The sequence below is a fragment of the Gimesia aquarii genome (assembly GCF_007748175.1).
GTDB lineage: Bacteria > Planctomycetota > Planctomycetia > Planctomycetales > Planctomycetaceae > Gimesia > Gimesia aquarii_A.
Map to the genome: position 1 here is coordinate 5,686,856 of NZ_CP037422.1, position 24,950 is coordinate 5,711,805.

The following is a 24,950-nucleotide window of genomic DNA, read 5'->3' on the forward strand; positions in this document are numbered from 1 at the left end:
GTTGTTGATGTTAACCCGAACCTCGCGACTCTTAGCGATGTCAGAAGATTCGAGTAAGCCAGTATGCTGGTCTGTTCAATCTCCTGTTGTATGCCTCCTTTGCCTCGTAATAATGAAAGCCCATCTTATGACCTGGTTAGAACCGATGACTCTTAACGGCCCTGGTGTCCGACTGGAACTGCTTGATCAGAGACATCATGACGATCTTGTTGAGGCAACGAGGGATGGCGCACTGTGGAAGCTCTGGTATACCTCCGTGCCTGGACCCGATGGTGTGGCAGCAGAAATTCAAAGACGACTTGATTTGTTCGAACAGCAGCAAATGCTGCCCTTTGCAATCATTGCAGAATCATCGAACAAGGCCGTCGGTATGACCACTTTCATGAATGTCGATGCAGCGAATCGGCGGGTTGAGATTGGATCAACGTGGCTCCGCAAATCGGTGCAGAGGACAGGACTTAACACGCAATGCAAGCTGCTCTTACTGACACATGCGTTTGAAGTGTTGGATTGTATTGCCGTCGAGCTCCGAACGCATTTTTTTAATCGACAGAGTCGCGCTGGTATCGAACGTCTGGGAGCGAAGCTCGACGGAATCTTGCGAAACCATCAGATCTCACCGAACGGCACACTGCGTGACACGTGTGTTTATTCCATTATCGCCGGCGAATGGCCTACGGTGAAAGCACATCTGACATTTCAGGCAACACGTCCGAGTTGAACGAGATTCGTAATACGCACTTGACTCGCTGTATGTGTTTCTGGTGATTCTTTCAAATGCTAGCGTTATTTTATGCGTCGAACAGAACCGTTTTGTGTCAATGACTTATTACGGTCTTTGGGGGGAATCTGATCTGCGTAAGCTACTGCATCTTCAATCGCGGTGTCGTGAATTGTAACGAAATCGACAGTCGTAAGTGGATCATACTCAGTCATGAGGTCCACGAAACCGTCGTTAAATGGTTCCGGATCGTGACCGCTTAATTTGTTATGTACTGCTGAGAGGAAAACGTACGCGTAAACTCGGCATTCCGCGATTCGTTCTGGTGATGGATTTTCGCCCAACGCGTCTTGAGGACGATGTGTTAACAGCGCATACACATGCAATAGCGGCCCCATGGTTGGATGAGTCCATGAAGATTCAGCGTAGTTATCAGTTTTTACGAGCGCCTCAGATTGCGATTCAGCAATCTTGGAGAGTTCGGGTAAATCGTAGGGTGCAGTCATATCTCCTCCCGAATCGTATCTATGTTGGCAAATTTGTGATGATCCAGCAATGTTTACAGAGGTTGCTGCAGGAAATTCGTAGACAGCCAATTCTCAAGATCGTACCAAATTAAAGCCGTGTTTCAATCTCTTTTCTGATAAGCTCGATACTCAAACTAGTTCGTGATTGATCATTCCCGGGAGTAGAAAGGTAAAATTAGCCAATTGCATTTCTTTTGAAATCACAAATTCATGAACAGGTCAAACAAAGAAGAACTAACGGTTTCTGATTAATCTTCATGTGGTAAGTGTTGCAGAACAGGCCATTCCGCAAAAGCCAGGAAGTACAATAGTATTACATTTACTATTGGGATTAAGATACCGAGGCTGATCCAGCCGGGGAACCCCGCTTTGGAACAGATCATCCAAAAAGGAGTCACTAGGAAAATCAAAATGATTCCGATGGTAATCACTTCTAAAATTCCGGGCATGAGAATGAATACGGTAGGCATAGAAAGAGTTTCCTTTGAGTTTCGTACAGAAGCAACTTGATGAAGATGGTTCGTTGCTTTGCTTAGACTTTATTAATGATTGTCAAAGCGATTTTGATCAAGAGTCAATCAAAAAATAATTAGTCATGCCATTTTGAATCATGGTAATGTCCTGGTAGTAAACGCTAGCCGCATTGTATATTTTTTACTGGCTTATTAAGCGTCCCTGTGATCAGTCCAACCCCAGGGAATTCGTTTCTGTTCGGCCACAAGTTTTTGATACAATTCCGTTTCAGGGAATTCCTGGTTCCAGATTTGTTGCATTTCTAACGGTCCCGTAATACGATCGCGTTCTATGTCGCTTTGAACAAGACGTGCGATTAGCGACCGGCGAATCTGAGAAGCTTCTTGATGATACTCATCGAGCATTTTCTTACGATCTATCCAGTTGTCGCGATGTAATCTGATTTCACGGCAAATTTCATCATTCCAGGGTTTGCTTTCGATGACATTTATTGCCGATTCACGTAACCATGCTGTAAAGGATGGGACAGAATGAGTTGGTTCTGAATCTTCCTCAAGGTAATGCCAAACGCTTGGATCATTGCCGTCATCGGTATAGAAGAACAGGAATTGATATCCCTGATGTTCTTGAAAGGGAATGACATTCTCCGGTAGTTGCCAAGGTGAATCTTGTTTTTTGGTCAGTTCAAGTGCGACTTCTCGTGCAACGTCAAATCCTGCAATGCCAAATGCATCACCATCCATCAGATGTCCACATTTATGACCGAATTCATGTAAACACGCGATAAAAGCCAGCGGAAGGTTTTGTGATATGCGACGTTGGAAATGATCGATTTCTGATTCAGTGCATCCTCGTATGTTGTCGGCCGTAGAAATGCCCGTGTCAATCAAGTACTGGCTGATTGTTGACATAAATTCTACATACATGACACTAGTTCCATGCAACCGCTTGTGACGCTTAAGCTGCCATTTTTTAGAAACTAAAAATCACTTTTACTTTTCTTTTTCAGTCTCTTTTATTTTTACCAGATTGGTTGAAGCCAATCAAAGATCTCTTAAGGCATAGATCCGATGAACTGGTTGTTAGCTTGATTTTTTATACAGCGTCTTCCAATTTGTTTCGAAGGGTTTTTCAATCGCATCGAGATACCATGATTCTCTAACATCAAAATAGTGATGCAGTTCACTTATTAATTCTTGGAACGCAGAATGACCTTCTAAAATTTCATGTTTTGCATTTTCGGTTTTAAAAAGGAGAGCAACCTCATCATAGATCATCAAATCTACTTTATAGACTTCGATTTGATCTACATCAGACCAGTGAAAGCCTTCTACAACCGTTCCGTCTCTTTTTTTACAAAAAACACCTGAATCAACCACAACATAATCTATTACGTCATTTTTTCGCATAAACAATTTAGCGAATATTTTGGCCAACATTTAATTACGCTCATATCTATTAATACCAGAATAAAAAAGTGTCATGAACCGCCTTCATTTTCTTCCAGCACAACCTTGACTTTGACGGGAGGCGTCTTGACTTCGTATTTCTGTGGCTTGCTTTTCTGCTTTTTGTCATTCGGAAAGGGAAACGCCGGTAACCCTGTGTAAACCGTGTACGTGGCGGTGATCGTGTATTCTCCCGATTCACTCCAATAGAACCAGGGTGTGCCGCCGTTTGGGTTGAGTGAGTCAATTGAGAGACGATAACTTTTACCCGGCGCGATAGTCGGCTGGATGCTGCTGCCTGAAGACGCTCCTGATATTGATTTCAAATTATCCGGTTGCATGACTCCCGGTCCCTTAACGCTCAAGTCAGGGTAGCTAATCGCCCCTTTGGGCCAGATCATTACGTTCTTTTTACTGATATTCTTGAGTTCCAAAACAAGATCGACTTGCGGTGCAGCGGGTAGCTTGTCGCTGTCGGTTTCGGCTTTGATTCGCTTACGAAAGGCTTTTCCGCGGCGTTTTGGGGGCAGGATGTATTTCGATTGATTCACGATTAATCTGGCTTCCACAGGCGAAGCCTTCGATTTTTTTATCGGTTCCTCTGCCAACAGGGGGACTGAGGTCGATATGAGGCAAACGATGACAGACAGTGATATGAAGCGGTTTGGATACAAAATCATGATCCCTGTTAGAATATTGACCGACGACTACACGCAAATGAAATAAAACGCATGCTTTCGTTCTTCAATTTACGCTATCTGATTATAGATGAGCCGTCAAGAAAATTATCCTCCAGATCACAGGCGATGAACTGTTGAGCGGACATGAAGAGATGATTTCGCTTTAAGATGCCGTCACACACAAAAGTCGTTATAATCCTGGACTGAAAGAATGAAGTTGATTTCATTTCAAGTAACAAATGAGTTGATCAGGGAGGACGACCAATTCCGTTTACACCATTTCACTTTTGTCCGGGATTGCTCGCCAAAGCGTTTAGCCCTCGTTATTTCTGGCTCACATCGTTTGTGTTGGCAAATGTCCTCATTGATTTAGAAGTTCTTTACTATCTCAGCAAAAATGATCCACCAATTCATCGATACCTGCACACCTATCTTGGTGGCATTTTCATGGGGGTATTCGCCGGTCTGCTGATGTTTGGTGTCATTCAGATAGCATGTCGGGTTTTACCAGCACATTCGCGCTGGAGAGCAAGAGTAATACAGGCACCAAAATTACAACTGCTTTGGCAATCGCTAATTGCCGGTCTCATCGGTGGGGTGACTCATATTTTTCTGGACAGTCTGATGCATGAAGAGATGAATCCGTTTTGGCCAATTGCGGATGGAAATGGATTGGCTGGGATGCTCAGCGTCGGCACGCTTCATATCGGGCTGGCAGCGGCTGGCCTCTTCAGCCTGATATTCTGGCTTCTGCTTCGCGAATCGTAAGAATTCCGTTTTCTTCGCTGCCTTTTACAGCTATAAACGGAGTTTCAGAAAGTTTGATCTACTGCATCTTGCAGCCTGTGAAACTGAGGCAGTATTATGCACTCGTATTCTGTATGATCAGGGATTTTGAGTCGGGGGACATCCAACTGATACGCGAAGTGAAGGAAGAAGATGCGGCAGGGATTTGTGAAATCTATAATCACTATGTCACAAATTCCATAATCACATTTGAAGAGAACGTGGTGACTGCTGCCGAAATGGAACGACGCATTCGGGATATCACTGCAACCTTGCCCTGGCTCATCCATGAAAATCAGCAAAGGATTCAGGGCTATGCTTATGCCAGTCAATGGAAGAGCCGCTGCGCTTATCAATACTCGGCAGAAATTACGGTCTATCTGGCCCATGATTCAGTTGGAAACGGTATAGGTAGTTTACTTTACCAGGCGTTAATAGATCGTTTACGAAATCTTTCTTTTCATAGTCTGATCGCAGGAATTGCACTCCCCAATCCAGCCAGCATTGCGTTGCATGAGAAAATGGGATTTGAAAAAGTGGCACATTTCAAAGAAGTTGGCTGGAAAATGAATCGATGGATTGATGTGGGTTACTGGGAATTAATCATGCCGAATACCAATCCAGTACAATAACTCTTTGACGTCAATCAAATACTCAGTCAGCAGGTGCCTGCATATATAGCGCGACGAAACCAACGACTCCTTCAGATAACTCCCTCCAATCATGTTTGTTAGAGCGTTGAAACTAAAAAATAAATTCAAGTTGAGTAATCCTCATCATCGATAAATTAACAGACGTGTACCTGTGTTAAAAGTTGGTGATGCAAACTGGTGGTTTTTGTGATCTGGGGGGGATTGCTATGAATATTGACTCAATTAACTCTAGTAGTTTATTGACTCAATCACAAAAACGAGAGCAGGATCATCAAATTCAAAATCTCTTTAGTGCGCTGCTGACCGAAGCAGGACGTAAAGGATATGCCTCGGCTGAGCCTGTAGATAACCAGCAGACGCTCACGAAAAATATTCAAAAAACCTGGGACAGTTGGTTTACAGGGGAATTGGGGGGTCGTTACACGCAGGTTCAAAATCCTGACGAACTGAAGCACACCTATGGCGAAATCCTTGTGCGGGCACACAACGAGGGGGGATACGTTGATCCCAAAGGGTTCTTGCAAAGTCTGTCTCACGACGAATTGGCGGTGATTCAAAAAGTTCAAGCGTTAGCCAGTGGAATCAAGGTTGAGTCTTTAACGGAAGAAGGTGCATTGAATTTGCTTTTGCCACCGGCAGCGCAAGTCGACTTGAACCAAGATGGATTGACACGCAGTGGTTTGGCATACGGAATGAAGTTTCCCGATAGCAACACTCCTGCTGCAGTTGTCAACGCCTGGGAAGATGCAACTGAGGATATGAGTTTTCGCGAGCTTGCTTTCGCTCAGCTACAGGTGATGTTACCAAAGCTTACCTCAAATATAGTACTCGATGAGAATGGCTCATTTTTGCACCGGTATGAACCTGGAGATGCCGGGTTCAAAAATCCGATGGCAGCCTCTGATTATTCATATATAGCAGCGGCAAAAGATCAATTAGCAGCGCTCGAATATATGAAAAACGAACTGCCCGCTGAACAATATGAGCGTCAAAAATCGTTTTGGAGCAAGTTCCAGCAGTCACTGATTGAGAATGGTGCCTCTTAATCAGTTCATGTAAGAGTTGTTGCTCTTTTCCTTTCTCTTTTTGAGATAACCATACAAAAACAATCCGGGCAGACTTAAGAGGGTAAGCGGCAGGAACCAGCGATCCATAAACGAATTGACGACTCCTTTCTGTTTGTTTTCAGGATTGATCAGGACGGCAACCGTTTTCCCCTTTTGCTGCTCACAATGGGATTTGCTGCCATACCAGCGTCCGGTAATACGTGCGCCCTTTTTTGTTTCGACCACATAAGCATACTTCGATTTGTGTTTGAACCGTTTTCCCGTACATCCCACCACGGTCCCAGTGTCATGTTCGAATTGAGTCAGGTACCAGGTTGTTTTTCCCAGTTCATAAATGCCAAAAACGGGGACAGCGCAGACCATCAGAATGATCACGGCACTGAACATGTAACCAAAAATAGATAAAAGCACTTTTTTCATGTTGTTATGTCGAGTCGTCCGTGAAGATGCAGGGCTACTCAGGATTATAGTCGAGTATGAATTTGGTTACGAAAACAGATCGCCCATGCTCATCATAGCTCCAGGCAAACATTTCTTGAATACATTCCATCACACGTTCATATTCGCCAACGACTACAGTTGATGTGGGGCCGGGCATGACGCGCAGGTCATCATACTCCTTCAATTTTTGGATAAAGGCTTGAATCAATTCCCGATAGCCTTCTTGAAAGGGATACATGCTGATTTCGACTGTGGTTATCATAGTAGCTTTTTCATCCTTTGCGATTGTATGTTAGTTGGAAACATTCCATGAAGTCGGCATCTTAGACCCACCTTTTGACAGCTTCGACAGAATCAAAAGGATTGCTGTTGAATGCGATCTTCGCATTCGGAGCTTCTGCATGTATCGTATTAATGATCTTCTCAAAGAGCAGGAAGTGATCGGGATCAGTGCGTACGCCGGCACCGACTAATACAATATCAGGGGTAAACTCTTTGAGATCTGTGGTCAGTTGTTGCTCTGCGGTTTCTCCGGTATCCGTCAAACACCATTTCGCCTCATAGCCGAGTTCGATTAGATTTGTGTGAACATCAGAAAAGGCGGCTTCTAATTTTTCCACTGATAATTCTGGCCATTTCTCGAAATTTACGACCGATGATTTTAGGCCGACTAAAAGCACAGATGTTTTCTGCATGAGGGCATCCTTTCGGTTACTTGCAGGGTACGATACAATTCCAAGCACAAAAATTGTATAACGAATGTCACTGAGTGAAATGATTCAGAACGTTTCAGTGAGTTGATGCATCGAGGAATTAAATTTCACTGATCAACTCAATTCCCGAGATAACAGGTGGATGTGCTGAATCATTTACTGGAATCAATTCAATCTCAATTTTGTCTGATGCGGGAATATTTTTAAACTCTTTGACCAGACTGTGCATTGCCTGACCGGTTTCTCTGAGAATATCCAAATTTTCAATGGCAGGTATTCCCTGTAAGCGAACCTGGAATTGTCGGTTTCCCGGTTTCATGTTCTCATCAGGCTCGGTAAACGTCAGTCGGACAGTATAACGATTTGCTGGAGGAGTGGCTTTCGTTTTTGCGACTGTTTTTTGCTGCTGACTTGTCATTTTGGTTTTGAGAACAAGCCGTGCGGAGCCTGATTTCGCCCCCTTGTACGATTTGGCGATGCGTGTGCCCGTTCCCGTAAAGAGAAACGAAATCGCATTTCCTGGTTTCCAGTTTTTATTTGACAGGACACTTTTGATAATGGAAGTCAAATCAGGTGTGGCTTGTGCTGTGCCCACGGCGCCGACTTTTGACCATGCAGGGGGAGTCCATTCCACATAAGCTCTGGATCGTTTTCGAGAGGAAAGATTCCGTTTCGTTTCCACGTACGCTTTGGAATTGGCAACATCTTCTGTTTGAATTTTTAGTTGACAGCGCGAATCGCCTCTTTCATCAACGGTAAACTGGATGTAGGCAGATTCTAAATCGTCAGCCGATAACAGTGGAATGTCTGTAAAACGGAGTGCGACCACTTGCGGGTCCCCGGCATCGAGACCGAGTTCCAAATCGCTACTATGCAGTTTGACTTCCCCTTTCGAATCCTCTTCTGCATCATCTTCGACACCGGCGATTGGGATTCCCTCAGGTGTCATCGTGTCCTTGTTCTGATTGATGGCGATGGTGATTTTTTGGGGGTTTTCAATACCAGAAGCAGCGACCCAGTTCAAACTGCCAGAGGGAGCCGGTTCTCTCATTTTGAGAGTATGGTGCCGAAATGGGACATACTTTTTATTGGAAATGCTGACTTTAAGGTCTGGAGATTGTCCACCCACGCTTGGATAATCGAGCCAAAGGGTACCATTTTTTGCCCGACGATCACCGGGAGCACCAAAGTTAATGCCTGCCTGTTTGACCAATGAAGTAGAATTGGAACCGGTGCCTAATTCACTATTAGTCCAGATTTCAATTTCCGGCATGTGAATCAACGCCAGAGAAGTCTGGTTCTGGTAAGAGCAGCTACAAGTGCGGGTGTAGTCCGGCGCGTTTAAGACTCCATTGGCGACGACCAGATTGGACGTGCAGCTGGATTTGAAACCACCAAAATTTCCGGTGCCGCTTTTTGATTCCAGATCATAAAATCCGGCGGCTCCCGAGCGAAACGTGAGCAGGTTTTCGCTGGCAATGACGTAATTACAACCATAGGTTCGTGAAAACTTAAGCGACTCCTTTTGCTTCGTAATCGGATTGATAATCGAATATGGCGTTCCATCTAGAATATTGAACGCCCCGCCTGAGACTTCGTAAGAATTAGCTGAGGTAATGATGAGGTCGTTATGCAATACACAAGGTCCTGTATAACGTTGGTCTTTATTCTGCCAGATGATTGATCCGTCTTTACCCTGGTAGGCTGTCATGCCTTGTCCGACTTCATCACTCAAACGGTCTTTGGCACGCGCGCCCGCCTGAAGTAGCAGGTCATGTTTTTTCGAATAGCCCAACCACGAACCGAAGATACTTTTATTGGTCGACCACAGTTCTCTTCCAGTGTGGATATCAAAACAGACAATGCGATATTTTGTGGGATCTGCCATTCCGCGACGCGAAAGTTTTTTCTCAGCACTGGCAGGGAGCTTATCCAGGCAATAAACTCGATCACTTCCCACGACGATTCCATTATGTAAAAAAGAATGGATCGCGTCGGTTTCCCAAAGTTTCTTGCCAGAATGACGGTCATAGGCAATGAGCCCGTTGCTGGCGGAAAGATCGGCTGCCGCAGGTCCATCTTTCCCTGGTTTCTCATCGATTTTCTTGCCAAAATGTGCAAATCCATTACCGGCGAATAAAATGTCTTCATAGACGGCGATGAAGGCCCAGTCATTTTTGGGATTTGGTAGTTTGATGATCCGCCACGTTTTTCCATCCGTTGCGTTCAACACATGGCATTCCGATCCAATCGCCAGATAGACTTCATTGGATGTCGCAATATAATTAGTGCCGCGGGCATTGGCACCTGGAATATGTTTCTGATTATATTGTGTGCTGAGTGGAGTATCTGCATAGGTCGTATTAAAATAAATTCCGAACGTTCCCAGATCGTCAAATTCTCTTCGCCAGAGAACTTCTCCCGTATAAACATCGCGTGCGCTGAGACTGTTCATCCCTTCCAGAAACGTCCGACCGCCGACAACCTGCTCGGGAGGGCCATGTCCATGCCGGGGCAGAATATCATCGTGTGTGTTTCCGCCAAACCAGAGAACTCCCAGGGGAAGCTTCACTCGTTTGTCGTTTGACTTGACGGTGTTGGCGATATCACCATATTGGTGGGTCCAGTCGGCTGAGTCAGGTAACGCTCCCTTGCGCTCGATGAGAAACTGTTCTGCACGTCCGGTATAAATTGCCTTCGGCAGTGCAGCCTTGTGAAAGATTGCGACGGTTTCACGCGTGGACCTTTTCTCATTCTGCGGCATCCAGATCAAGCCGCCATAAGGTCGAACGGAGCGGTAGATTTGTTTGAGTAGTCTGGCATTGAGGGATTCCATGAACGCCTCGCTCAATAATGTCAGCCGTGCGATATGTTGTGGTGCCTGGAATGATTCAGGGGTTCCTTCGTGAACGGTAATTCGGGAGCCGTACAATCCGAGTGAATTATATTTGGTTCGTAACCTCTGGACTTTGGCTGGATCCTGTCCGATGACGATGAAACGTAATTGAGACTGATCCAGAAAGGCATCGAGTAGCGATTCTTGATCTGCGCCATAGCAAATTGCGTAACCTTTTTTTGTTCTCGCTTTTTCCAGCAGGGTGTTTGCCGTTTCAATAGATTGAGGATCAGAGAGTAATGATTCTGGTTTTGGTTGCGTTTGTGGCGACAGTTTCGCTGGTTTACCAAATGCTTTGATGTCTCCATTTAATGTCACGGCAAACAATTTCTCATCGGCTGCCAGCAACCGTAAAACCTGACTCTTTAAAGGGAGTTGCCAGGCGATGTGTGGCTTTTGTTCTGGTGTGGTCGGGAGAGTAATCGCGGAAAGTGTTTTTTCCCCTGCCGCATACAGTCGATTTCCTGCGCGAATCAGATCGCCCTGACCATCAGCGGCGAGAGACCATAATGGTTGATGGTTCTTCTTGTAGGCCTGAATTAAAGGTTGTTTGTTTTTCAGAATGGCAGAGTAGAGCATTTTGTCATCAAGCACCGGCTCATTATGCACATACAGACTGGGTAGTCCCGTTTTGAGATTGTAGGTTCGCACACCGCGATAACGAGTGTGGACAAAGAACTCACTATCGTTACTAATGACAAAAGAGCCACCATTTCCTTTACCACCGAGGTGAAAATATTTGAGTTTCCCCGTTTTACGATCAAGTGCCGCGGGAACAGATCGACCACCGGGAACTAACAAAAGCGCTTCTGTTGCAACTAAAGTTCCCTGTGGTGCAACACCCGCAAACGAAGGGGCACTGTGTGGCTGTTTGATATAGCTGGCACTGGTCGAGTCATTGACCCAGACGACATTCCCTGTTTCCGCATCAAGGGCATAGATGAAAGTGCCCATGAATGGCCAGATGCTGGCGGCAAAATAAATCGTATCATCATACAGTACGGGACCACCTCGGGCAGGCCATGCAGAAATCACACGTTTATTCCCCAATGCCTTTTGCGCAGCCGGAGCACCACGGAATTTCCAGACCAATTTTCCCGTCTTTGAGTTCAGACAATATAAATAGCCATCATCACTGACCGTATAAACGCGGTCTTTTGTGGCAACAGGGGAAAATCGAATGGGGCCATCGGCGTAAAATGTCCAGAGTGTGTTGCCATCTTCGGTATTAATGGCGATTAACTTATCGGAATCATTGAAGCCAACAAACATGCGTTTGCCATAGACGACGGGTTCGAACACTTTGTCGTAGGTCATCAAATCGTTATTGAGGGGATCATCCCAGACCTGCTCACGTTGACCGAAAGAACGCGTCCACAGTGGTGTTAATTGATCGGGTAAACCATCTGGGGATGCAGCGGTGTGCCCCGCGTCGTAACGCCACATCGGCCAGTTACCGGCTACTGCTGATGTCGGTAACAACGAGAGTGTCAACATCAGGAGACTGAGGACTCGGATGGTATTTAATGAATTTCGCATCAATTCTTCCTATGAGTCTATTTACGCGAGCAACTTTTTCAGAGCCGTTGTTTATGGTTTTTTACCGGATTTGAGGTGGATACAGACCGTCAGGATTCCCCAGATGAGTAACAAAAACCCTGTAATTTTCCAGAACAGGGCCCATTCTTTGTCCAAAGTCGAAAAGTAGAGAAAGCTGCCACCGGCCACGATTGCAAACAGATCATCCTTATACTTTTTCATGTACGCTTTCTGATTTTAACAAGGGAAGTCCCTCACTATGGTTAATTTATGAATAATTTGAAAGTTGCTAAGCAAAAACAAGGAAGTAGATCATCTAAACTGATAGTTTTTTGACAGAAAATGGGAGGTCAGTCTCAAAAGTAGCTAAGATTAAGGGTTTCTTGGCGATTTTAGTATTAGGGAGCTGGAGGGCGGATCAATGAGATCACTCTTGTATTGCTCCAAGTTGATTGTACAATTGAATATACAACAAATGTAAGTGATCACAGTCTTCTCTTTTCTGATCGATCTGATCATATTTTGCGGCCAATCTAAAGGACTGTATTAAAGTGTTGAGTGTTTCAATACATCATCACAGGCGACGTTTCAGGACAGCGACTGCCCATCTCTTTGTACTCCTGTTGGTTCTGCTTGCGTTGGCGATTTTCCCATACGGCTCCATTTTTGCGTCCGAACCAAAACCCAATGTTCCCAGTGAGAGTCTCTCAGGCCAGATTGACCAGCTCATCGATCAAGCGAAACAACGTGAAGGAGTCGTTTCCGCACCTCGCTCGACCGATGCAGAATTTATGCGACGGGTCTCGCTCGACCTTTCCGGGAAAATTCCGCCTGTTTCCGAATTACGTCTTTTTCTCGCGGATCCGGATCCCAAGAAACGCGAAAAACTGATCAATCGCTTGTTAGACACTCCCGGTTTTGTCGTTCACTTTACTAATATCTGGCGTTCCATCCTTTTGCCGGAAGCGGGAACCGACCTGCAGGCACGGATACAGATACCCGAATTTGAAGCCTGGTTGCGATCTCAGTTGAGAGAGAATACCCATTATGATGAGATCGTTCGGCAAATTATCAATGCTCCTCTTGCTGTTAATCGTAATCAAGCAGAATCAGACACGTCACAGGGGTTAACGCCGCGGGCGTATTATATTGCGAAACAATTCAAGCCAGAAAGTCTGGCGGCCAGCACTTCACGCGCGTTTTTAGGCGTGCGAATTGAATGTGCGCAGTGCCACGATCATCCGTTTGATAAATGGAAACAAGAGCAGTTCTGGCAATATGCGGCTTTCTTTTCAAACGTGACCCCTGCGCAACAGGGAGGTGTGGGCGCTGTTTTGAACGTCACAGAAGTGGTTGGAAAACCGCAAATCAAAATTCCCGATACAAATCGGCTCGTTGAAGCCAGTTTTCTTGATGGAGTCCAGCCTGATTGGGAACAAGAACAACTCAATCCACGTCTGCGACTCTCCGAGTGGGTCACCTCACATGAAAATCCGTATTTTGCGAAAGCAACAGTCAATCGCGTTTGGAGTCTCTTTTTTGGCCGTGGTCTGATTGATCCCGTTGATGATTTTTCAGCATCGAATCTTGCCACTCATCCCAAACTGCTAGATCTATTGGCAAAGAAGTTTCAGGAACATGATTACGATTTGAAATATCTGATTCGTGAAATTACAAACAGCCAAACGTACCAGCTGACCAGTCGCCAAACGGATCCGAGTCAGTCTCGTACGGAATGGTATGGAAAGATGCCAACACGCGGATTAACGGCCGGACAAATCTTTGCCAATCTGATTCAAGCGACAGGCTTTTTTCAACAAACGACAGAGGCGAATGGAAATCTGTTTGGCCCTGGAATGAATGACCCCCAGACCGAAATCTTTGAGTTATTTAAGTCTGACTCTGAGAGTCGACTGGAACCCAGGGCAACTATTTTACAAGCACTGGCACTGATGAATGGTAGCTTTGTGACGAATGCGACCAGTCTGGAACAATCAGACGTATTTACGGCCATTGTTGATTTTCCAGGACTTTCTGTCGAACAAAAAATTGAAGCTTTTTTCCTGTCTGCTTTAAGTCGTAAGCCTACGGACGCGGAATCGCAGCGTCTTGCAGATTATGTGAAGTCACAGGCTTCGGAAGAGGACAGAACACACGCTTATGCAGATTTATTTTGGGCGTTATTAAATAGTAGTGAGTTTTTGTTGAACCATTAAAATGCAACACATTTCCAGAAAAATTTGTTGGACATTGGTTGTATGTCTGTGGGGAATGATTGGAAATTCCCACATGCTGGCAGGTGAAGTACGACCTGAAGTTGTTGATGATCAGCATAAACATGCAGCACAAAGAATTGTGTTACTTGCGCCTTCTGCACCCTTTATCATTGAATTAAGTGTGCTGGTTGACAAAGAAACTTTTCGTACAACGACGACCGATTACATTGACAGACTGTTTCGCTCACTGGATCGTGATCAAAACAATTACATCGATCTCAAGGAAATGGAAAACGTTCCGGCCTTTGGCATTAAACAATATGACCAGGGGACTCCTGCCCAGCGCATGAAAAAACTTGAGTTTCCGCCAATGGATAATCGACTCAGTCTGGCTGAATTTGCTTCGTACCTGCACAGCGCCCAGGGAACTGCGTTTCGAATTACAGGCACTCCGTCACGTACTTCTCAAGCGATCGAATTGTTTCGCAAGTTAGATCAGAATGGCGATGGTTCGATTAGCGATGCGGAATTCATGGCAAGTTCGAAAACACTTTTCATGTATGATCGCGATGAAGATGAAGTCTTTAATGTTGCCGAGCTACAGCCGTTTGGAAGTGATCCCAATAGAGTCGGTGCGCAACCGGTTGTCCGTCAGGTTGTGGAAACACCATTTCGCCGCTTAGACAATGATCAATCGATTAAAGATTCGATCTCTGAGTTATTCAAGAAATATGTTGAGCACGCGAATGCTGAGAAAACTGCACTCTCAGTGAATTGTTTCAAATCGGGAGATCCTGATGCCATGGCGCGCGTGCAAAGTTTTGATCGTGACAGTGATGGTTTTTTAAGTCACGATGAACTGTTTGTCTACCTCCAAAATCCCGTTATCGATGTCCAGTTACAAATTACACTCCCACGGAAGCAGAGATTTCGTCCCCAACTGAAATTACTTAAAAAACAGTCGAATCGGATGAGTGAGATTGAACCCGTCTCGAATTCTAAGTTAAAATTACGGGTAGATGGTCTTCTTTTGGAACTGAGAGCGAAAAGTTCGCGTCACATGTTTGCGGACAACGTCCGTTTTTATCAGACACGATTTCGTGTCGTCGATGCTGACAAGAATGGATATTTGAACCAATCTGAATTTATGCAGCTCAATATACCAAAGCTGGATTATAAGAATGTGGATCAGAATAAGGATGATATGTTGACCGTGAAGGAGCTAACAGATTCTCTCATCAAAGATACCTCAGCTGTACAGAATCAGGTTGTCATGACCGTGCAAAATGATGGGAAATCGTTATTTGAAATACTGGATACCGATCTGGATCGGCGTTTAAGTCCACGTGAATTACAAAAAAGTGTACAACGTGTGCGAGAATACGATGGAAATCGTGATCGTTCGCTGGATGTGTCTGAACTCCGCGGGCATTTCAAATTAACATTTGAGTTAGGAAAACCTGAGTTATTTGTATTTGATCCACGAATGAATTCGATGGCTATGGGGCAGGGCAGAGCGGTGCAGCGCACATCAAGCGGACCACGCTGGTTTCAACGTATGGATCGAAATCGCGATGGTGATATTTCTCCCAGGGAATTTCTGTTTGATCCTTCTTTATTTATAAAACTCGATACGAATCACGATTCACTGATCAGCCCTGCGGAAGCAGAGGCGCTAAAAGATAATCAACAAGACACCACTAATTGATAGCAGGTCATCCTTCTACCAGATGAGGGGAAGCGAAAATGGAATCTATGGATAAATCAAATCATCTCATTCAACAGGTGCAACGACGTCTGGCCATCGCGAGTTGGGGGCGCAGCCTGTTTGTTGCATTCGTTTGCTCTTTATCTGCTTACCTGGCAGTCTTGTTGTATAGTCGTTTTTCGGGCTATCTCAGAGACTGGTTTACTTTGGAGTCGGCTGGTAGTGTCTTAGTCGGAACAATCTTGTTGGCCTGTCTGTTCTATCGCAAGCCAGGCAAAGAGCAGGCCGCACGGCTCATTGATCAGAGCCAAGGAACAAAAGATCTGTTTTTGACCATGACAATGTTGGAAAGTGCCGTCGGCAACTACAAGCCGCTGGTTGTGAAGGACGCAGAACAGAAAGCGGGAAAAATCAGGCCTGCTCAGATTGTCAGTTTTGAGTGGGGCAAGCGTTTAGCCGTTTCATGCGCGGGAGCCGTTTGTCTGTTTTTAGTATTACAATATGCACCGCAGTTTGATCCATTTGGCAAAGTTGAAGCCGCGGAAATTGAAAAAGAAAAAGTAAAAGAATTTGTGAGCTCCAAAAAGGCAACCAAAGCAAGGATGGCTGACTTAAAGAATAAAGATAACGGAGAAGGGGATGAAGAGTCTAAAGATGTCAAAATGGCTGTGGAAAATTTGAAATCCGATTTTCGAAAAATGAAGCCTGGAAAAAAACAACAGAATTCGAAGACTCTCGCCGGGCATCAGAAATCTCTGGGTGGTAAGTGGCGGAAGATCGCTGAAGAGAAAATGAAAGGTCTGATGATGAAAAGCGATCAGGCTCAGAAATTTGGGGGAATGTCGAAAAATGAAGGCATGAAGAAGTGGAATAAGGAACTACAGGAAGGTTCGACGCAATCTCTCACAAAAGAAATGGATGAATTAAAAGAACAGCTGAAGCGATTGATGAAAGAGACTGATCCTGTGAAACGGGAGCAGTTGAAAAACGAAATCCAGAAAAAACTAAAAGAAATGGAATCTTTCGCACGCGAACAAACAAACTCCAAAGCGATGGCCGCGGCATTGAAACGCGCTATGAAACAAATGCAAATGGCACAATCCAAAGGAATGAATCCGGATGAAGCATTCAAAGAAGCAATGCAATCTATGGATCTGGCCAAAATGGAACTGAAAGAAATCGCACAGTCTGCCAAAGATATGAAAAAGCTCGAAGAAGCACTGAAAGTGTTACAAATGGCCAAAAAGGCAAATGATAAATCTGGTCTGGATGGGGAAGCATGTGAAAACTGCATGACTCTTGAAGATTATGAAGAACTGTACGCAGAGATGATGGGAGAAATGGCGGGCGAAGGGGAAGGAACCGGTGGCGAAGGCCAGGGAGGCGGAGCCAAAGTTGATGAAGATGATACTGGCGACAAGGGATTCAAAACTGAAAAATCGAAATCGGCTATCACCGCTGGTAAAGTTCTGCTCTCATTCAAAACTAAGGGGCTCAGCGACCGGGGAGAGGCCAAAAAGAGCTATAACAAATTGATGACCGATCTTAAACAGGGCATGAGTGAAGCAATCATACAGGAGCAGATTCCCCCTGGTTATCATGAAGGAATCAAAAAATACTTCAATTCACTTGAGAAACAACCTAAAGAAACAACATCCAAGAAATGAATCAAAATGTAGGGGGGCGACCTGTTTCCGGATGGCGCATTCTGGCAATCGTCGAGTTTGTTGCCATATTAGCAATCGGATTGGTCTTTTTTTATCGCCAGCAGGACGAGGCTCTCGTTGTCTATTGCGCGCATGATGCCGTATTCTCCGAAGAGATACTCAATGCGTTTGAACAAAAAACCGGAATCAAAGTCGAACCGCGCTTCGATACCGAAGCGACAAAATCATTGGGTTTGACAAATTTAATCATCCGGGAGCAAAATCATCCGCGCTGTGATGTCTTCTGGAATAATCAAACATTGGGGACAGCAACTCTGAAAGAACAGGGACTTTTGGAAACGTATCAAGGCGATGGGTATCAGAGAATTCCCGCAAAGTTTAAAGACCCTGATGGAACCTGGACAGGCTTTGCCGCACGATTGCGAGTGTATATTACCAACACTGAAAAGCTGACAGCGACCAGGGAGAGCATCGAGCAGAAACTCTCTGGTCCGTTAAATGACGTTGCTATTGCCAAGCCACTCTATGGCACCACATTAACTCACTTTACTGTTCTCTGTGATGCGTGGGGATTGGATCGACTAAAAACGTGGTATCAGTCCCTTCAGGAAAGAAACATTCAGGAGACTTCGGGCAATGCCGGTGTAAAGAATCTGGTGGCCAGTGGTTCTTGTGCCTTGGGGTTTACCGATACAGATGATTTTTTTGTTGCCGTCGATGACGGAAAACCAGTCGCTTCATTACCGATTACGGTCGACGAACATACAATTCTCATTCCCAATAGCGTGGCCATTATCAAAGGCACAAAAAGACGAAAGCAGGCGGAAACTTTAGTCAATTATCTTCTGTCTGAAGAAGTGGAACTCAAATTAGCTCAGTCACAATCACGACAGATACCTTTAGGAGATGTGAATTGGGATCAAGTTCCGGCTGAAGTCAGAGAATTACAACCTTATGTTAAGAATGCCTATCCTTTAGCGAATTTAGTCAAAGAACGAGAAAAAGTATTGGCCTGGCTCGAATCGGAGTATTTGAAATGAGCTTGGCCACAATATGTGGCGTGACCGTGTTACGCAGTCTGGTGATTTCGATTCTAGCAGTCTTCGTCTCCAGGCATTTGTCAAAACTTGTTGAAGCGAGGCATTCAAAACGTTCGTTTTTGTTGTTTGCCTTAATATTGGCTCCCTTATTGGTGCCTGATTTGATTGTGGGTTATGTCTGGTCGTTGATGGTTTTAAAACTGTCACAGTATCCTTTTTTAATCGAGTTGGTGTATTCAAGTCTTGTGTTCCTGAAAGTGGTTCCTGTGGGAATTATTTGTTTCTGTTTTGCTGCTCCACCTCTGGTGACTTCAGAGGCCGACTTCATCCGGAAATCGGTCCGGTCCGCCTCTGCTCAGATTTCGGGAGTCGCTGCGCAATGGAGTTTCTTCTTCTGGAAAAATGTGTTACGTTCTTTTCCCATCTGGGCACTCCTGTTTCTCCTCGCCTTTCAAGAATTTGAAATGGCGTCTCTTATTTACCGGGATTCATGGACTGTATCGATCTTTGATGCACAGGCAAGAGGCGTTCCTCTTCACGAAGCACTTTCCTTTCTGACGGTTCCCCTCTGTGTTGAACTATTGCTCGTTACCGGAGTCGCACTTTTATTAAGTCGTATGCAAAAACAACCGCAATTCAAGCAGCACCCCGATTCCAGAAGCAATTCGGTCTTTTCGCAAATGAGTTCGTTAATCTATTTGCTGATTGCATTCTCAGTGATCGTGCTGATTCCCTTCAGCTTGACAGGGGGAGGTGGCTTGCGTGCGATCGGTAGTTTGTTCCGAAACCAATTGCAGTTGCTGGGCATCCTGCAGGAGAGTGGTTGGGGGCTGCTGTATGGAATCACCGCTGGAATTGCAGCCTGGGGGCTTGCTTCATTTTTCTTTTCGGAAAATCGATCTCGTCAATTAAAAATGCTCGGCTTGATATGCTGCCTGCCGGGGTTGTGTGGTTCACTGACACTGGCACTGATCATGGCGTCACTCTTTTTAACAGACTATGGCCACTGGTTATACGATACCCCAGCGCCACTTTTTATCACGCTCGTATTGTTTCTGTTTCCCAGAGCTGCGTTCTTGAAGTTGATATTTCGATCGCAATGGCAGCGCGAACCTCTTTTTTTAGCTCGTGTATTAAGTCACTCCCCAAATCAGAGTCAGATGAAAAACGGAGGGCGTTTACAATGGATTGTGAGTGGGCGGATGCAATATTGGGCGGTGGTGTTGCTCGCATTCTGGGCCTATTGGGATGTAACGATTAGCTCTATTCTGGCCCCCAATAATGCAATGACATCTTCTGTTCGATTATATAACTTAATGCATTATGGCCAGAATTCTATTCTGTCGGCGATGACCTTTCTGAGTTTTTGCATCCCCGTGTTAGTCAGTCTTTTACTGTTACCCATTGTCAAAAAGCTGTGGATGCTTACTTTAGATCAAAAGCATGTCACTAAAACTGTGTCAACTTCATGAATATGAGAACTCAACAATCTGAATCTTCTATATGGTCGCTGAAGAATGTCAGTCTGCGCGGGGTATCCGGTGACCGTTTAGTTGATGTTGATCTTGAGATCCCTCAGGGCATCACTGCCATTATGGGGTATTCGGGAGCAGGAAAAACATCTTTGCTGAACCTGTTGGTCGAGTATGAGTGTCCCCATCAGGGAAGTGTAGTACGTAGGGACCACTCTTTTCCGTCAGACTCTACGGTCGAAACTTTTTGGGTGCCGCATTCATTGGGTTTATGGCCCCAATATGATGTTCAAGAACATCTGGCGCTGGTTCATCCTGACCCCGAGACACTTGATGAAACCGTAGAAGAATTGTTGAATGCATTTCGTCTGACATCAGTCAGGAAAAAATATCCGGGTCAACTCTCTCAAGGAGAAGCGTCCCGTTTATCGGTGGCCCGTGCATTGGCCAGTCAGGCGAAGGTATTAGTCATGGACGAACCTTTAGTGCATGTGGACCAGGCACATTGGCCTTTATATTGGGATGCCATTCGTCACTATTGTGAAAAAAACAAAACTTCGCTGGTATTCTCAACACACATGCCAGAGTTAGTATTGAAAGAAGCACAGCATGTTGTCTGTTTAGATGAAGGAGCCGTGGTCTATGCAGGGGCAGTGTATGATCTTTATTATGCGCCCCCATCGTATCAAATCGGGATGTATTTAGGACCGGTGAACGATCTTTCTGATGTGAAGGCAAAATCAAGTCAAAATCAATCAGAAACGATCACACTCGTCCGTCCGGAACAGCTAACGCTGATAAAAGAGGAGTCCAGTGAATGGGAAGTGCGCCAGACAACATTCAGTGGCGCGCTTGAGAAAGTCGAAATGGTTCATCGACAAACTCAATCAAATCAAACCTTTTACCATCGACCTCCACGTGCAACGTTGAAACCGGGGGATCGCATATCGATTCATTTGTTACTGCTCCTTTTTTGTTTGTTGACCTGCTTTGGTTGTCATTCGGATTCTGCTCCCGAACTCTCTTTTCCAAAGATTGTTCAATGGTCCCTTCCTTCTGAGGGAACTAAGGTTCCTGCGCCGCGCAGTGTGAATGTCGGACCGAAGGAAGAACTTTATGTACTTGATAACGCCGGACGTGTCTTAGTTTATAATCCTGAGAATGAACTTGTCAGGAAATGGATGATGCCTGACTATGATGTTGGCAAACCGGAGGGAATTTGCTTCTTGAAGAATGGTCAAATCGCAGTCGCTGATACCCATTATCACCGGGTTGTGTTTTTTGATGATCAGGGAAATGTCCAAAAAATGCTGGGGGAACAGGGAGAAGGGCCTTCGCAATTTATTTACCCGGTTTCCATTGTTCAAGACCCCTCTGGTAACATTTATGTCGGCGAATATGGAGGCAATGATCGAGTTCAGAAATTCTCAGAAGAGGGCGAGTTTTTGTTAGAATTTGGAGAACATGGGACTGAACCGGGGCAGTTTGAACGGGCTTCCGGGATGGTCTGGCACCAGGGAAAAATCTACGTGGCAGATGCCAGTAATAATTGCATACAGGTATTTTCAGATGAAGGTGCCTTTTTAGAAGTTTTAGGCACGAAAACTGGGGGAATTCCGCTCTATTACCCATATGACATTGCCATTGATCGTTCCAAAGAGGAATTTTACATCGTGGAATACGGAGCAGGCCGTATTACAAAAACAGATTTAGAAGGCAGAGTTTTAGGCAGATTCGGGAAGACAGGCAGTAAACAAGGCGAATTCGTCACTCCTTGGGGAGTTACAGTAAATTCAAAAGATCAGGTGTTCGTGGCTGACACTGGTAATCGTTTAATCGTAAAATTAATACCATGAAGATCAAAGAACTCTATCATCAATTGGTTCCGAAACCACGTATCGCCGTGACCTGGATGCGTGCGCTACCTTTGATCTTTTTTCTTGTCTTTTATGCCGCTCTTTGCATCAGCCTCGAATTGTCTGGTGTTTTATTATTTGCCCGCCCCTGGGCCTTTGGTTTGATTCTGTTTTCAATCTGGATCTGGTGGCTTTCGGTTGCCGGTTATGGAGGCTTGAGTAAAGGTAGAGCGCTGGCTGCTCTAGTCTCTCGGCTAGTAATGTTGGGCCTCTTTGTGATGCTGATCGCCGAACCTCGCTCGGTTCGTGTGCGGGATGTCATCTCTGTCGTCTATGCCGTTGATCTTTCTGATTCGATTGGTGAATCATCGGTGGATTCTGCTTTAGAATTTGTCACAAAGACAGTTACTGAAAAACCACAGACCGATGAAGCAGGTTTAGTTGTATTCGGGCGCAATTCTGCCGTGGAGCTTCCACCTCGTGTCTCTTTTCCGTTTGAAGCACTGAATTCGCGAATTGACCGCGACGCGACAAATTTGCAGCAGACGCTTTCCTTGGCAGCAGCGATGTTACCCGAAGAAAATCGCGGACGTATCGTTTTAATCAGCGATGGAACGGAAACCGAAGGTTCCATCTCACAAATCCTGGATGAGCTGAAGTCGCGCGGCGTTGCCGTTGATGTCCTTCCCATCCAGTATGAATACGATAAAGAGGTCTGGCTCGAAAATCTGGAACTGCCGCGGTTTGTCAAACTGGGTGAAAATTATGAAGCCGCTGTTGTGCTGTCTTCTTTGAAAGATGGCACTGGCAAACTCGTGCTTCGTGAAAATGGCGAGCCGATATATGAAGAGGATGTGACTTTCAAGGCAGGTAAGAATCGTTTTGTAGTTCCCATTTATTTACGGTCTGCCGGCTACTATGAATATTCGGCAACGATTGAAACAAAACGCGATGAAGATCAGATTCGCGAAAACAACACAGTGATCAACTACCTCTTTGTAGAGGGAGAAGGCAAGGTTCTGGTTGTGACGGATCCCGCTGGAGATGATCGCGACTGGGAACCTTTAGTCAAAGCGATTCGTGAAGGTGAACGCAATGTGGAGACCATTTCCGCCTATGAATTTCCCGGTGATTCGCTGTCTTTAATGCCCTACGATGCGATTCTGTTTGTCAATGTCCCCGCCGATGCCTTTAATGTGATTCAATTAAAAGCCGTGCATGATTCCATCTTCAATCAGGGAATCGGATTCATGATGGTGGGGGGTGAGAATAGTTATGGTCCGGGGGGATATCATCGGACGGTCATCGAAGATGCGCTCCCAGTAACGATGGACATCACAAAAAAGAAAGTGCTTCCCAAAGGCGCCCTTGCCATCATCTTACATACCTGTGAATTCCCGGAAGGGAATACCTGGGGAAAACGGATCACAAAACAGGCCATTAAAGTGTTGGGAGCACAAGATGAAGTCGGCGTGTTGGTCTATGATTACATGAATGGCGAAAAGTGGCTCTTTGAACTGATGCCCGCCGGTGACTACGAAAAAATGGTGCCCAAAATCAATGGCGCTCAAATTGGCGATATGCCGAGCTTTGTAAACACCATGGAGTTAGGGTTGGAAGGGCTCATCAAAAGTGATGCGGCCACAAAGCACATGATTATTATTTCAGATGGCGATCCACAACCACCCTCTCCCAAGTTAATCGGCCGATTTATCAAAAATAAAGTCAGCGTCTCAATGGTGGCGGTCTTTCCGCATGGAGGCCGTGATATCTCAACCATGCGAGGAATCGCAAGTGCGACAGGGGGGCGATATTACTTTCCTTCAGATCCCAATCAACTGCCGTCGATTTTCATCAAGGAATCAAAAACGCTGAAACGGAGTATGATTCAAAACGAAACCATTACACCTGAAGTCGGAATGATCTCCTCCGTTCTCAAAGGAATTGAAGCGATTCCACCTCTGCACGGTTATGTGTTAACAACAATCAAACCCAGGGCAGAAGGTGTTTTGAACGCACCCGAAAAGAAAGAAGCAGAAGGTGATATTGATCCCGTCCTGGCGTTCTGGCGTTATGGACTTGGTACAACCGCCGCATTCACTTCTGATTTATCCCCGAACTGGGGAGCGGATTGGGTGAATTGGGATCATTACAGTGCGTTTATTAAGCAATTAATGATAAAAATCTCGCGTGTTCAAAAGCAAGCCCATCTCAAAATGTGGAGCCACACCAATGGGAACAACGCGACGATCATGGTCGAAGATTTTCATCCTGAAGAATCGTTTTTGAATGTGGCGGCTCGCATTTCAGGTCCTCATGATAAAAAAGAAACGGTAGTGCTCAAGCAAGTCAGCCCCCGTCGATATCAGGCTTCAGTTCCTCTTTGGGGCAAGGGGCGTTATCAAGTGATGGCGATTGGAAAATCAGGAGACCGTGAAGATCATGCCAATGGTGGTTTTATCGTTCCTTATTCTCCGGAATTTCTGCGGTTTCGTTCGAATCCCATTGTGTTGGAAGAAATTGCAGAAAAGACAGGCGGGCAAAGGCTGAATCCAGACAAGGCAGCAGAAGTGATCTATGGGCGTCGCGCGCCCAAACAAAGTTCCAATCCTATATTCGATTGGTTTCTGATTGCCTTGGCCATATTAGTGCCATTGGATGTTGGCATCAGACGCGTTCAACTCGATTGGTATGTGATCAAAAGCTGGTTTGGGTTTGGTTCAGAACAAAAAGCAAGTACGGTAACGATGGGAGCGTTACTGCAACGTAAGCAAGGCGTTGTGGAAGAATTAGATTTACGCAAAGGGAAGACATCGGGTGCAGTAGAACAGATGACTTCGCAATCCACGATTTCCCAATTGCAAGCACAAAAGCAAAAAACGACCAGACCAAATTCGCAAGTGGAAACTAGTCAGAAGAAAAAGACAGAGAAGACGACAAATCCTCCGGGTACGAAACCCGCGACTGATCCGGGTGATAAAACAACCACAACTGGTCGGTTGCTGGATCTCAAACGAAGACGACAATCGGAAGATGAAAAGTAATA

Annotated in this window: 21 protein-coding genes; 11 read left to right on the top strand and 10 right to left on the bottom strand. The window is 45.3% G+C overall.

Going from position 1 to position 24,950, the window contains the following annotated elements; translation table 11 throughout:
* The first annotated feature begins 127 nt into the window (after positions 1-127).
* Positions 128-721, top strand: coding sequence for a GNAT family N-acetyltransferase (locus tag V202x_RS21545; RefSeq protein WP_145180723.1), 594 nt, complete (start codon positions 128-130; stop codon positions 719-721).
* A gap of 65 nt (positions 722-786) precedes the next feature.
* On the opposite strand, the gene V202x_RS21550 is transcribed toward V202x_RS21545, so the two are convergent.
* From V202x_RS21550 to V202x_RS21570, 5 genes are all read right to left on the bottom strand, one after another.
* Positions 787-1,227: a hypothetical protein gene (locus V202x_RS21550; RefSeq protein WP_145178909.1), complete on the bottom strand. Its 441-nt coding sequence runs from the start codon at positions 1,225-1,227 to the stop codon at positions 787-789.
* A 269-nt stretch (positions 1,228-1,496) separates the two neighbouring features.
* On the bottom strand, positions 1,497-1,718 hold the full coding sequence (locus V202x_RS21555; protein ID WP_145178910.1) for a hypothetical protein: 222 nt from the start codon (positions 1,716-1,718) through the stop codon (positions 1,497-1,499).
* A gap of 195 nt (positions 1,719-1,913) precedes the next feature.
* Complete coding sequence (locus tag V202x_RS21560) at positions 1,914-2,648, bottom strand: SMI1/KNR4 family protein (RefSeq protein ID WP_145178911.1); 735 nt, start codon at positions 2,646-2,648, stop codon at positions 1,914-1,916.
* A gap of 156 nt (positions 2,649-2,804) precedes the next feature.
* Complete coding sequence (locus V202x_RS21565; RefSeq protein WP_145178912.1) at positions 2,805-3,161, bottom strand: hypothetical protein; 357 nt, start codon at positions 3,159-3,161, stop codon at positions 2,805-2,807.
* A gap of 41 nt (positions 3,162-3,202) precedes the next feature.
* The gene (locus V202x_RS21570; protein WP_145178913.1) at positions 3,203-3,739 is read right to left on the bottom strand and encodes a hypothetical protein; all 537 of its coding nucleotides are present in this window, start codon (positions 3,737-3,739) and stop codon (positions 3,203-3,205) included.
* A 375-nt stretch (positions 3,740-4,114) separates the two neighbouring features.
* Between V202x_RS21570 and V202x_RS21575 the strand changes: the two genes are divergently transcribed.
* From V202x_RS21575 to V202x_RS21585, 3 genes are all read left to right on the top strand, one after another.
* Complete coding sequence (locus V202x_RS21575; protein ID WP_145178914.1) at positions 4,115-4,618, top strand: DUF4184 family protein; 504 nt, start codon at positions 4,115-4,117, stop codon at positions 4,616-4,618.
* Positions 4,619-4,671: 53 nt separating this feature from the next.
* Positions 4,672-5,268, top strand: a complete 597-nt coding sequence (locus tag V202x_RS21580; protein WP_197993030.1) for an arsinothricin resistance N-acetyltransferase ArsN1 family B — start codon at positions 4,672-4,674, stop codon at positions 5,266-5,268.
* 227 nt (positions 5,269-5,495) lie between these two features.
* On the top strand, positions 5,496-6,335 hold the full coding sequence (locus V202x_RS21585) for a hypothetical protein (protein ID WP_145178915.1): 840 nt from the start codon (positions 5,496-5,498) through the stop codon (positions 6,333-6,335).
* Here V202x_RS21585 and V202x_RS21590 read toward each other — a convergent pair whose 3' ends face one another.
* The 5 genes from V202x_RS21590 to V202x_RS27610 all read right to left on the bottom strand — a co-directional run bounded on the left by V202x_RS21590 (position 6,336) and on the right by V202x_RS27610 (position 12,167).
* The gene (locus V202x_RS21590) at positions 6,336-6,776 is read right to left on the bottom strand and encodes a DUF3592 domain-containing protein (RefSeq protein ID WP_145178916.1); all 441 of its coding nucleotides are present in this window, start codon (positions 6,774-6,776) and stop codon (positions 6,336-6,338) included.
* A gap of 34 nt (positions 6,777-6,810) precedes the next feature.
* A complete protein-coding gene (locus V202x_RS21595; protein WP_145178917.1) occupies positions 6,811-7,059 on the bottom strand; it encodes a thiamine-binding protein in 249 nt (82 codons plus the stop codon).
* Between the two features lie 61 nt (positions 7,060-7,120).
* The gene (locus V202x_RS21600) at positions 7,121-7,492 is read right to left on the bottom strand and encodes an SGNH/GDSL hydrolase family protein (protein WP_145178918.1); all 372 of its coding nucleotides are present in this window, start codon (positions 7,490-7,492) and stop codon (positions 7,121-7,123) included.
* Positions 7,493-7,610: 118 nt separating this feature from the next.
* On the bottom strand, positions 7,611-11,945 hold the full coding sequence (locus V202x_RS21605; protein WP_145178919.1) for a PQQ-binding-like beta-propeller repeat protein: 4,335 nt from the start codon (positions 11,943-11,945) through the stop codon (positions 7,611-7,613).
* 51 nt (positions 11,946-11,996) lie between these two features.
* Positions 11,997-12,167 carry a hypothetical protein gene (locus V202x_RS27610; protein ID WP_197993031.1) on the bottom strand — a complete coding sequence of 57 codons (171 nt, stop codon included), beginning with the start codon at positions 12,165-12,167 and terminating at the stop codon, positions 11,997-11,999.
* A gap of 329 nt (positions 12,168-12,496) precedes the next feature.
* On the opposite strand from V202x_RS27610, the gene V202x_RS21610 reads away from it, so the two are divergent.
* The 7 genes from V202x_RS21610 to V202x_RS21640 all read left to right on the top strand — a co-directional run bounded on the left by V202x_RS21610 (position 12,497) and on the right by V202x_RS21640 (position 24,948).
* On the top strand, positions 12,497-14,161 hold the full coding sequence (locus V202x_RS21610) for a DUF1549 and DUF1553 domain-containing protein (RefSeq protein WP_145178920.1): 1,665 nt from the start codon (positions 12,497-12,499) through the stop codon (positions 14,159-14,161).
* Between the two features lie 73 nt (positions 14,162-14,234).
* The gene (locus V202x_RS21615) at positions 14,235-15,869 is read left to right on the top strand and encodes an EF-hand domain-containing protein (protein ID WP_197993032.1); all 1,635 of its coding nucleotides are present in this window, start codon (positions 14,235-14,237) and stop codon (positions 15,867-15,869) included.
* A 38-nt stretch (positions 15,870-15,907) separates the two neighbouring features.
* Positions 15,908-17,536, top strand: coding sequence for a hypothetical protein (locus V202x_RS21620; protein ID WP_145178922.1), 1,629 nt, complete (start codon positions 15,908-15,910; stop codon positions 17,534-17,536).
* Entirely contained in the window at positions 17,533-18,576 is a 1,044-nt protein-coding gene (locus V202x_RS21625) for an extracellular solute-binding protein (protein WP_145178923.1), read from the top strand. Before V202x_RS21620 ends, V202x_RS21625 begins: the two co-directional genes overlap by 4 nt.
* Entirely contained in the window at positions 18,573-20,048 is a 1,476-nt protein-coding gene (locus V202x_RS21630; RefSeq protein WP_145178924.1) for a hypothetical protein, read from the top strand. Before V202x_RS21625 ends, V202x_RS21630 begins: the two co-directional genes overlap by 4 nt.
* Positions 20,045-21,904 (top strand): ATP-binding cassette domain-containing protein, encoded by a 1,860-nt coding sequence (locus V202x_RS21635; RefSeq protein WP_145178925.1) that lies wholly within the window; start codon positions 20,045-20,047, stop codon positions 21,902-21,904. Before V202x_RS21630 ends, V202x_RS21635 begins: the two co-directional genes overlap by 4 nt.
* Entirely contained in the window at positions 21,901-24,948 is a 3,048-nt protein-coding gene (locus V202x_RS21640) for a VWA domain-containing protein (protein ID WP_145178926.1), read from the top strand. The genes V202x_RS21635 and V202x_RS21640 overlap by 4 nt, the downstream gene beginning before the upstream one ends.
* The last annotated feature ends 2 nt before the right edge of the window (positions 24,949-24,950 follow it).